Genomic DNA, 9,178 nt, shown 5'->3' on the forward strand with positions numbered 1-9,178 from the left:
CAGCAGTCCGTCGACGCCCTGCTCGGCATAGCGCTGTTGCCAGCGCCACACCGCGGGGCGGCTGACGCCCGCCCGGCGCGCCACCTCCAGGACAGGCAGCCGCTCGGCCGACAGCAGGATGATGGTGGCCCGCTGCGTATGCTTGAGCGGGCGGTTCCGGTCGCCGATGATCGCACTCAGGCGGGTGCGGTCGGCCGATCCAACGATGACACTGACGGTCTGGGCCATAGCCGGAGAATTCCACCGCAGCGGCCCGCTGTGAATCCTCCGTCTGGGTCAGTGCACTAGGATATCGACGATGGCCGGGCTCGCGCCGCGATAGGGAACGTGGACCATCTCGAGCCCGGTCTTCTGCTTCAGCAGCTCGCCCTGCAGGTGTTGGGCGGAGCCGACGCCGGCCGAGGCGAAGCTGACCTGCCCGGGCCTCGACCGCGCCGCTTCCAGCACGTCCTGGACGCTCCGGTAGGGTCCGTTGGCGGCCACGACGAAGCCGTATGAGGAAAGCGCCACATTGGCGATCGGCAGCAGCTCGGCGCCCGGGTCGATGGGCAGGTTCGCGCCGATGAGCTGCGGCGTGATGGACATGGTGCTCATCGGGCAGACGAACATCGTCGACCCGTCCGGCGCGCTACGCGCCGTCTCCTGCGCTGCCACGATGCCGTTCACGCCGGTGCGGTTCTCGACTACGGCGCGCACGCCGAGGATCGGGCCCAGCGCCTCCGCCAGCACGCGCGTGGCGAAATCGGAGGAGCCGCCGGCCGAGGCGCCGCTCAGGATCCGTATCGTGCGTTCCTGCGCCATCGCGGAACAGGCCATGAGGCCGGACAGCAGCGCGGCGGCGAGGGCGAGGCGACGGCGTGGCATGGCACGGTTCTCCCGGTTCGACGCCGCCTGCTCCCTGCCGGGCGGAGGGGCTTCGCTGGTCCCTGGCCATGAGGCTTCGACGCGACGCGCGGCGCGTCAAGCCAGGATTGGGATGGTGCCGTCATCCCGCGGTGCAGCATCGCCTCATGCGGCGGGGGCGACGGACAGGCCGCGCACCCGGTGCTGCTCGATGAGCCGGGCGACGAGGCCGGACGCCTTCGCCTCCTCGACGAAGTCCCGCAGGAAGGCTGCCCCGGCGGCGTTGCCGCGTGCCGTGCCGATGGCCTGCTGCACGGCGGTGAAGCCGCCGGACAGGATGCGAGAGCCCGGGAGGGCTTCGGCATCCGCCAGCAGTCGCGGGCGCAGTCCGGCCAGGACCTCCAGGCCGTCGTCGGCGAAGATCCGGCAGGCCCCGTCGAGGCTGTCGGAGCGGACCAAGGTTGCGTGGCGGATGTTGCGCTCCAGCCAGAGATCGTAGGCCGCCCTCGCCGTGACGGCGATCCGCACGCCGGGACGGTCGACCTCGGCCAGCGACGTAATCGCCGAGTTCGCCGGCACCAGGTAGGTCGCCTCGATTTCCGCATAGGCTGCGGTGAAGGCGATCTTCTCGGCGCGCTGCGGCTCGGCGCCGATCAGCCCGATATCCCAGGCGCCGCTACCCGCCGCGTCCGCGAGCTCGCCCGGCTTGGGGTAGGGCACGTACCGGATGGGCACGCCGAGTCGCTCCGCGATGGCATGCGCCATGCCCGGCGCCACGCCTTCCGGATCGCCCGAGGCGCTGCGCCCGGTGACGAGCAGGAAATTGCCCATGTTGATTCCGGCACGCAGGATTCCGGTGGGTGCGAGCTGCGACAGGACGTCCGGCGACATGGGTGTTCTCCGTTGTGTGACGGTCGGGCCCCGGCGGGCGTGGCGGCATCGGGCGTGGCTTCGCCCGGCGGTGCCGCCAGGACGCGGCGCGGCGGCCGCTGGACCCGATGCTGGCTGCACTGCCAAGCTGCCGTCAACGCGGCGCAGCCAAGCCCACATGACGCCGCGAGGGGAGATCCGATGAAATTCGCCCTGCATTTCGGCAATAACACCTTCCCGGACGGCGCCGGGGCCGCGCGACTGGCCCGCTTGGCCGAGGCAGCCGGCTTCGATTCCGTCTTCGCGGTGGATCACGTGGCGCTGCCGGAGCGCTACGAAAGCACCTACCCCTACGCCCCGGGCGGGCGGCTGCCGGGCACCCAGTTCACCGCCATGCCGGACCCGCTGATCTGGATGGCCTTCGCCGCGGCCGCGACGACCCGGCTGCACCTGATGACCGGCGTCATCATCCTGCCCCTGCGCAACCCGCTGGTGCTGGCGAAGCAGGTTGCAACCCTCGACCACATGAGCGGCGGGCGGATCGAGCTCGGCATCGGCGTCGGGTGGCTGCGCGAGGAATTCGAGGCGCTCGGCGTTCCCTTCGCGGAGCGCGGACGCCGGGCCGACGAGTATGTCGGCGCGATGCGCGCCCTCTGGCGCGAGGACGGCGCGAGCTTCGCGGGCCGCTTCGTCTCCTTCGAAGGCGTGACCTGCGACCCGAAGCCGCTGGCGCGGGCCGTGCCGATCATCGTCGGCGGCCATTCTGAAGCGGCGGCGCGACGGGCCGGGCGTCTGGGCGATGGCTTTTTCCCCTCGATCGGGGCGCAGGTCGACACAATGCCCTTGTTCGACGTCGTGCGCCGCAGCGCGGAAGCCGCGGGGCGCGATCCGGGCGCGATCGAGATCCTCGCCGGCTGTCCCGGTGCGCTGCCTGGCTCCGGGCAGGATCCTCTGGAGGCGGTGGCCGAGCGGCAGCGGCAGGGTGTCGACCGGATCGTCCTGCCGCTCGGTGCCTTCCTGCCTGACCTGGAGGACAGCCTGCCGCGCTTCGGGGAGAGGGTCATCGGCGCCTTTGCGGAGTGAGGCGGAGGTTGCGCCGGTAAAGCAGTCCGCCGAACTGGCCCGTTCACGCCGGAGGCTCGGCTTGGTGACCTTCCTGGACGACTGCAGGCCAAGCTGCGGTACCTCCGTCTCAGCGCCGCCGATGGAGCGGAAAGGATGCCGGAGCGATGGTGCACGCAGGGTTAGGCGCGTCGCGCCGCATGGCTTCACCCGAGCCGTGTCAAGTGACATGAACGGAAATCGGCTTGCGGTAGCATCCGCGGAGATGGCGGAAAATCCGAGATTGCCGCTGCAATAGCCGATCCCTGACTGATACCCGGCACACAAAGAGCTGACTGTTGTGGTTGAGCCAACGCGGGCGGTTGTGATTCATCGGCGGGCATGACTTCGTGGAGTGAGCCATGCCGGTGCTGATGATCCGGGAAGACGTGCCATCCACTGAACTCCGGCGGCTGACCGGGACCGAGGACGACCCGCGTGTGGCGCAGCGTCTGCTGGCGATCGCCGCGGCACCGGATGGCGTGAGGCAGGAGGCGGCGGCGCGGGTTGCCGAGATGGACCGGCAGACGCTGCGGGACTGGGTTATCCGCTACAACCGGGGCGGGCTGGCCGGGCTGTTGGATGACTGGGGTGATGGTCGTCCCTGCCGATTGACCGAGGGCCAGCAGGCGACGCTGAAAGCCAGTGCGCCGGGTATGACAAGGTTACGCCCCATCGGGAGGTAGCTGGCGCCTTGTCATGCCTGTCACCACTGGCACACACGCGCATGACTCACAAACCGCCATCTTTCATGGCAATGGTCTCGAACCAGCCGGCATAGGGCGTATTGGCGACCATATGCCGGTTGTAATCCGGAGCGCCATCCGTCCACCAAGGTGGCCCGCGTTCCCCAAGCGCACGCTTCGCCGCGTCGACGCTCGACCGCGCGGCGCGAAGCGCGTCGGCATCGCCTTTTGCCTTTCGGACAGCACGGCGGGCGGTCATCAGCTCCCGCACAAGCTGCTCACGCTCGGCCGGGGCGAGCGTCGGATTGCTCAGCCGCCACAGTCGGCCGCGTACCACGAAGTACCGCCCGTCAGGTGTATGGGGGTGCTCGGGATTGGTAAAGCCATGATCCATGCCGCGATGTCCCGCATCATGTTCCGCCGCATCACGGCCTGGTTGGTTTGAGTATCCTGTTGAGGTCGTGGGTCCTGTGGTGCGCCACGAGCCGAGCCCTTGGCATGGCCTAGCGGAAGTCGCGGCTACCTGGAAGCTTCGGGCCGGCGCGCTCGCCGCCGGGCTCTGGCCTTTGGACCTCATCGGCGCGGCCAAGCACCCGGTCCACCCAGCCGCCGTCTCCGGCCGCGAGGCCCGGGTCGGTCAGGCAGCCCAGCAGGTCCGAGCGGTCGATCAGGCGGCGAACCACGAGGTGGACGATCGGCACCTCGGCATGCTCCTCCTGCCGCTCGACCCGACCCTCGGCGGCCACCAGCCGCCCCGCCACCAGCGCCGCCCGGTCCCGGGCGGCGACGTCGGTATAGATCACCAGGTTGCCAACACCGTGCTCATCCTCGACGGTCATGAATACGATCCCCTTGGCAGAGCCCGGTCGCTGTCGCATCAGGACCAGCCCGGGCAGCCTGATCACGGCGCCCGAGCGCTGGCGATCGAGCCGGCGGGTATCAGCATAGCCCAGGCGGTCGAGCACCGGCCGCAGCAGCGCTAGTGGGTGCCGCCCAAGCGTCAACCCGGTCGCCCGGTAATCCTCGGCGATCTGCTCACCCTCGCCCTGGAGTGGCAAAGTTACCTGCGATTCAGGTACCAGCGACGTCTGCGCTGCCATGGCTGCAGCAGCGGTTTCGGGCGCCGCAGCGAATAGCGGCAGCGCCTCCGGCCCGCTGGAGACGGCGCGGGCATGCCAAATAGCCTTGCGGCGGCTGGCACCGGCACTGGCGAAGGCGTCCGCCTCGGCCAGGGCCCCGAGGGTCCGCAACCCGACCCCGGCCCGCCAGGCGACCTCCTCGACCGAGGCGAAGGGCGCGCCGTTGCGCGCCTGCCGTGCCGCTAGGATCGCCTGCGCGGCCTCCTTTTGCAGCCCCGCCACCAGCCGGAGGCCGAGCCGCAAGGCGAGGCCACCGGCGCTGGCCGGCTGAGCTTCCAGGCTGCAGTCCCAGTCGCTGGCATTCACGTCGACGGCGAGGATGACGACGCCATGCTCCCTGGCGTCGCGGACGATCTGCGCCGGGGCGTAGAAGCCCATCGGCTGGCTGTTCAAAAGGGCACAGGCGAAGACCGCGGGGTGGTGGCACTTCATCCAGGCCGAGGCATACACGAGATGAGCGAAGCTCGCGGCATGGCTCTCCGGGAAGCCATAGCTGCCGAAGCCCTCGATCTGCTGGAACACCCGCTCAGCGAAGTCCCGCTCGTAGCCGCGGCGGACCATGCCAGCAACCAGCCGCTCGCGGTAGCGGGCCACCCCGCCGGTGAGCTTGAAGGTCGCCATGGCGCGGCGGAGCTGGTCCGCCTCCTCGGCGGTGAAGCCGGCGGCGACGATGGCCAGCCGCATCGCCTGCTCCTGGAACAGCGGCACGCCGAGGGTCTTGCCCAGCACCCGCTCCAGTTCGTCGGGCTTGCCGTGTTCCGGAGCAGGGGAGGGGTAGCTCACCGGCTCCAGCCCCTGCTTGCGCCGCAGATAGGGGTGAACCATGTCGCCCTGGATCGGGCCAGGCCGGACGATCGCCACCTCGACCACTAGATCATAGAATTTTTCCGGTCGCAGCCGCGGCAGCATGTTCATCTGCGCCCGGCTCTCGACCTGGAAGACGCCGAGGCTGTCGGCCCGGCGCAGCATGGCATAGGTCGCCAGGCAGTCGCGCGGCAGGCTGGCCAAGTCGTGGGTAAGGTGATGGTGCTGGCGCAGCAGCACGAAGCCGCGCCGCAGGCAGGACAACATGCCGAGCCCCAGCACATCGACCTTGAGGATGCCAAGGGCGTCGATGTCGTCCTTGTCCCACTCCAGGACGGTACGGCCTTCCATGGCGGCATGGGTGACGACCGCCAGCTCGATCAGCGGGCCGCGAGTGATGACGAAGCCGCCGACATGGGTGGCGGTATGCCGCGGAAAGTCGAGGATCTCCTCCGCCAGCTCGAGCGCCATGGCGAGGCGCGGATCGGTGGTGTCGAGCCCTTCGGCCTCGGCCAGAGCGAGGAGGTCCATCCCGTGCCCTGGCCCCCAGCTGCCCTTGGCGAGGCGGGCGGTGATGTCCTCGCTGAGGCCCATGGCGCGGCCGACCTCGCGGACGGCGCTGCGGGTGCGGTAGCGGATGATGGTGGCGCAGATCGCGGCCCGCTCGCGGCCGTAGCGTTCATAGAGGTGCTGGATGACCTCCTCACGCCGCTCATGCTCGAAGTCGATGTCGATATCGGGCGGCTCGCCCCGGCTGACGGAGACGAAGCGCTCGAACAGCAGGTCGTGCTTGCCGGGATCGACGGCGGTGATGCCGAGGACATAGCAGACGGCCGAGTTGGCGGCCGAGCCCCGGCCCTGGCAAAGGATGCCGCGGTCGCGGGCGAAGCGGACGATCTCGTGCACGGTCAGGAAGTAGGGGGCGTAGTCGAGCTCGCCAATCAGCCGCAATTCGTGGGCGATGCGATCAGCGATGTCGGTCGGGGCGCCGCCCGGCCAGCGCGCCGCCAGGGCCTCATCCACCCGACACGCCAAGGTCTCCTGGGCGGTCCGGCCGGGCTCCAGGACCTCGTCGGGATACTCGTAGCGCAGCTGGTCGAGCGAGAAGCCGCTACAGGCTTCCAGCACCGCCAGACTGTTCGCCAGGGCTTCCGGCCAATCGGCGAACAGCCTCGCCATCGCCGCCGGGGACTTCAGGTGCCGCTCGGCATTGGGCTCGGCTTCATAACCCAGGGCATCGACCGTGGTGCGCAGCCGGATGGCGGTCAGCACATCGGCCAGACGGCGCCGCGTGCAGTGGTGGTAGCGGACATGTCCAATGGCGAGTAACCGGGCTTCGGCTTGAGCGGCGATCCCAGCCAGGGTGCCGATGCGCCGCCGGTCGTTTCCGCGCATGACATGGTAGGCGACAAGGTGCAGCGGCAGGGCGAGTCTGCCCCGCAGCACTGCGGCATCATGTTGCAACGCGTCGGCGAAGGCGGCATCGGGCTCGACTGGCGGAACAGCCGCCAACACCCAACCCTCGGCGGCGGCCAACAGGCCCGCGCGGCTGATGCGGCATTCACCCTTGGCCGCCTGCATGCGACTTCGGGACAGTAGCGCCGTCAGCCGGCCGTAGCCCGCGCGGTCGCTGGGCCAAGCCAGCCATTCGGACGCATCGTCCAGGCGCAGGCGGCAGCCGACCCGGAAGGGAAGCCCCCGGGCCTTGGCAGCGACATGGCCGCGGACCACGCCGGCGAGGCTGTTGGTGTCGCAGATGGCAAGGCCCGCGAGGCCTAGCGCTTCGGCAGTCTCTACCAATTCCTCCGGATGGGAGGCGCCATCAAGGAAGCTGAAGTTGGATTGGGTGGCCAGCTCGGCGTAGCCGGTCATGGCAAATGCCCATGCAACAGCCAGCCTGGGGTCTCCGGTGGCCCGCTACGACAAATCCACAGCCGAACCCCTGAGGCCAGCTCGATCTGGTAGTAGTCTCGCCGGTACAGGCCCGGCCGGGGGCGCCACCATTCAGGCTCCAGTCGCTGTGGTCCTTCGATCCGCTGGATGACATGGCGGCCGCCATGCCAGTGCAGCAGGGCCAGTGCCCCGGTTCGCCCTGAGAAGACGACCTCGACCGGCCGCGGCTGCCGGAGCAGCAGGACCGGCCAGGGCTGTGTCGCCCAGCCTGATGGGATGGCGGGCGCCATGCCGTGAAGATCGCGCACCGCAATAGCATGCTCCGGCCAGTGGCTGGCGACGGGACCGATCCGTCGCACTCGCAGTCGCTGCCCTAGCCGATCAAGCAGCTGGGCCAGGTCTTGGGCTGCCGTGGCTTCGTCCTGATGCCGGCCCAAGCCAAGGCCGGTCTGGGTACCCGCCGCCATGGGATCTGTGGCCCGGGCCTCCAGCGCCATCCGCTCGAAGCCCAGATCCGGCTCCAGCCGCCGCAACCCCTCGGCGAACAGCCGGCGCAGATGCCCCGGCTCGCGCACCGGCATCCCGGTGCCGATCGCCACCTCCTGCACCATCCCATCCATCCGCCAGACCACCAGCGCAATGCTGCGAGCGCCAAGCTCGGCCTGCCGCAGGCCACGGCAGAAGCCGTCGAGCAGCCGGTCGAGCACGGCCTCGATGCCAGCTCGGGTGATGATTGGCTCCAGCAGGTCCTGCACCACGGTCAGCTCCGGGGGCGGGGTTACGGGCTGCAGCACAACCCGCCGTCGTCCAGTGACGGCGTCGAGCCGATCCAGCAGGTCCTGGCCGAAGCGCCGTGCCAACGGCGCTCGTGGCAGCTCGAGCAGGTGGTGCACGCACCGCAGCCCAAGGTGCTGCAGCTTGTCCAGCAGGGGCAGCGACAGGCGCAGCGCCGGGCCCAGCGGCAAAGGCCCCGCGACGGCGGCCTCAATGCCGCTGATGACGATGGGATTGTCGCCGCGCGCCCGCGCCAGGGCGGCGCTGGTGGCCAGCGCACCGGCGATCGCGCCGCGCGCCGCGATGCCAGCCCGGCCGAGGCGCGCCAGCGCATCCCGCAGCAGCGCGTCCTCATCGCCCAGCAGATGGGCGCAGCCGGTAATGTCGAGCAGCAGGCCATCGGGCGAGTCCACAGCCGTCAGGGGCGTATAGCGCCGGGCCCAGAGCGCCAGGGCTTGCAGCGCCTGCGCATCACCTGCGGGATCGGCAGGCTGCAGGGTGAGATCGGGCGCGATCGCCTGTGCATCGGCCAGCGCCTGCCCGGGCCTCAGGCCGGCGGACGCGGCGGCTGCATCGACGGCGACCAAGAGCCGTTGGGTGCCGAACCCGGCCCAGGTGGCGAGCGGCCGGTTGGGCGGTAGGGCTGGCGCGGCCCGGCGGAGCCGGTCGGTAGCGAAGCTGGGCAGATGCAGCGCCAGGAAGCGCTCGGTCATCGCGCAGCTTGCCGAGCTGGGCGCGCTATCGTCGCGGCCAGTACTGGGGTGCGGCACGGTTCGATGAGACAGCCGACTGCGGTAGAGGTCACCGCAACCGGAGGTCAGACCGATGGACCAGAACCACAACGACGAGCCCGCGGGGGCGCCGGCGTGCGCACAGAACGCTGACGCCGGCGCCTCCACGAGCGGTGCCGGGCCAGAGCGTCGCAACTCTGCCCGGCGCAAGCTGGCCGCCGTCACCCGGCTGCTGCGCGGTGAGCCGCTGGAGACCGTGGCCCGCGAGTTCAACGTCACCGTCGCCCGCCTGAGCGAGTGGCGCGACCGTGCCCTGGTTGGGGCGGAGGCGGCGATG

At 70.2% G+C, this 9,178-nt stretch carries 9 protein-coding genes; 3 read left to right on the forward strand and 6 right to left on the reverse strand.

The window, feature by feature from the left end; genetic code table 11:
• The 3 genes from EP26_RS28000 to EP26_RS28010 form a co-directional block, all read right to left on the reverse strand.
• A partial coding sequence (locus EP26_RS28000; protein ID WP_043344103.1) for a helix-turn-helix domain-containing protein occupies window positions 1-228 on the reverse strand: 228 nt, incomplete at its 3' end.
• 48 nt (window positions 229-276) lie between these two features.
• Window positions 277-864: a Bug family tripartite tricarboxylate transporter substrate binding protein gene (locus EP26_RS28005; protein ID WP_052389788.1), complete on the reverse strand. Its 588-nt coding sequence runs from the start codon at window positions 862-864 to the stop codon at window positions 277-279.
• Window positions 865-1,008: 144 nt separating this feature from the next.
• Window positions 1,009-1,734: a transporter substrate-binding domain-containing protein gene (locus EP26_RS28010; protein WP_043344112.1), complete on the reverse strand. Its 726-nt coding sequence runs from the start codon at window positions 1,732-1,734 to the stop codon at window positions 1,009-1,011.
• Between the two features lie 180 nt (window positions 1,735-1,914).
• On the opposite strand from EP26_RS28010, the gene EP26_RS28015 reads away from it, so the two are divergent.
• Together EP26_RS28015 and EP26_RS28020 are read left to right on the forward strand one after the other, a co-directional pair.
• The gene (locus EP26_RS28015) at window positions 1,915-2,796 is read left to right on the forward strand and encodes an LLM class F420-dependent oxidoreductase (protein ID WP_043344114.1); all 882 of its coding nucleotides are present in this window, start codon (window positions 1,915-1,917) and stop codon (window positions 2,794-2,796) included.
• 380 nt (window positions 2,797-3,176) lie between these two features.
• Window positions 3,177-3,500 carry a helix-turn-helix domain-containing protein gene (locus EP26_RS28020; protein WP_052389789.1) on the forward strand — a complete coding sequence of 108 codons (324 nt, stop codon included), beginning with the start codon at window positions 3,177-3,179 and terminating at the stop codon, window positions 3,498-3,500.
• A gap of 46 nt (window positions 3,501-3,546) precedes the next feature.
• Here the strand turns inward: EP26_RS28020 and EP26_RS28025 are convergent, their stop codons facing one another.
• The 3 genes from EP26_RS28025 to EP26_RS28035 form a co-directional block, all read right to left on the reverse strand.
• The gene (locus EP26_RS28025) at window positions 3,547-3,894 is read right to left on the reverse strand and encodes a hypothetical protein (RefSeq protein ID WP_043344117.1); all 348 of its coding nucleotides are present in this window, start codon (window positions 3,892-3,894) and stop codon (window positions 3,547-3,549) included.
• Between the two features lie 109 nt (window positions 3,895-4,003).
• On the reverse strand, window positions 4,004-7,315 hold the full coding sequence (locus EP26_RS28030) for an error-prone DNA polymerase (RefSeq protein WP_043344118.1): 3,312 nt from the start codon (window positions 7,313-7,315) through the stop codon (window positions 4,004-4,006).
• Window positions 7,312-8,823, reverse strand: coding sequence for a Y-family DNA polymerase (locus EP26_RS28035; protein WP_043344121.1), 1,512 nt, complete (start codon window positions 8,821-8,823; stop codon window positions 7,312-7,314). The genes EP26_RS28030 and EP26_RS28035 overlap by 4 nt, the downstream gene beginning before the upstream one ends.
• Window positions 8,824-8,935: 112 nt before the next feature.
• Between EP26_RS28035 and EP26_RS28040 the strand changes: the two genes are divergently transcribed.
• The coding region (locus EP26_RS28040) for a helix-turn-helix domain-containing protein (protein WP_408735120.1) at window positions 8,936-9,178 on the forward strand (243 nt) is incomplete at its 3' end.

Source organism: Belnapia moabensis DSM 16746, from assembly GCF_000745835.1.
In the GTDB taxonomy this organism is placed as follows: domain Bacteria; phylum Pseudomonadota; class Alphaproteobacteria; order Acetobacterales; family Acetobacteraceae; genus Belnapia; species Belnapia moabensis.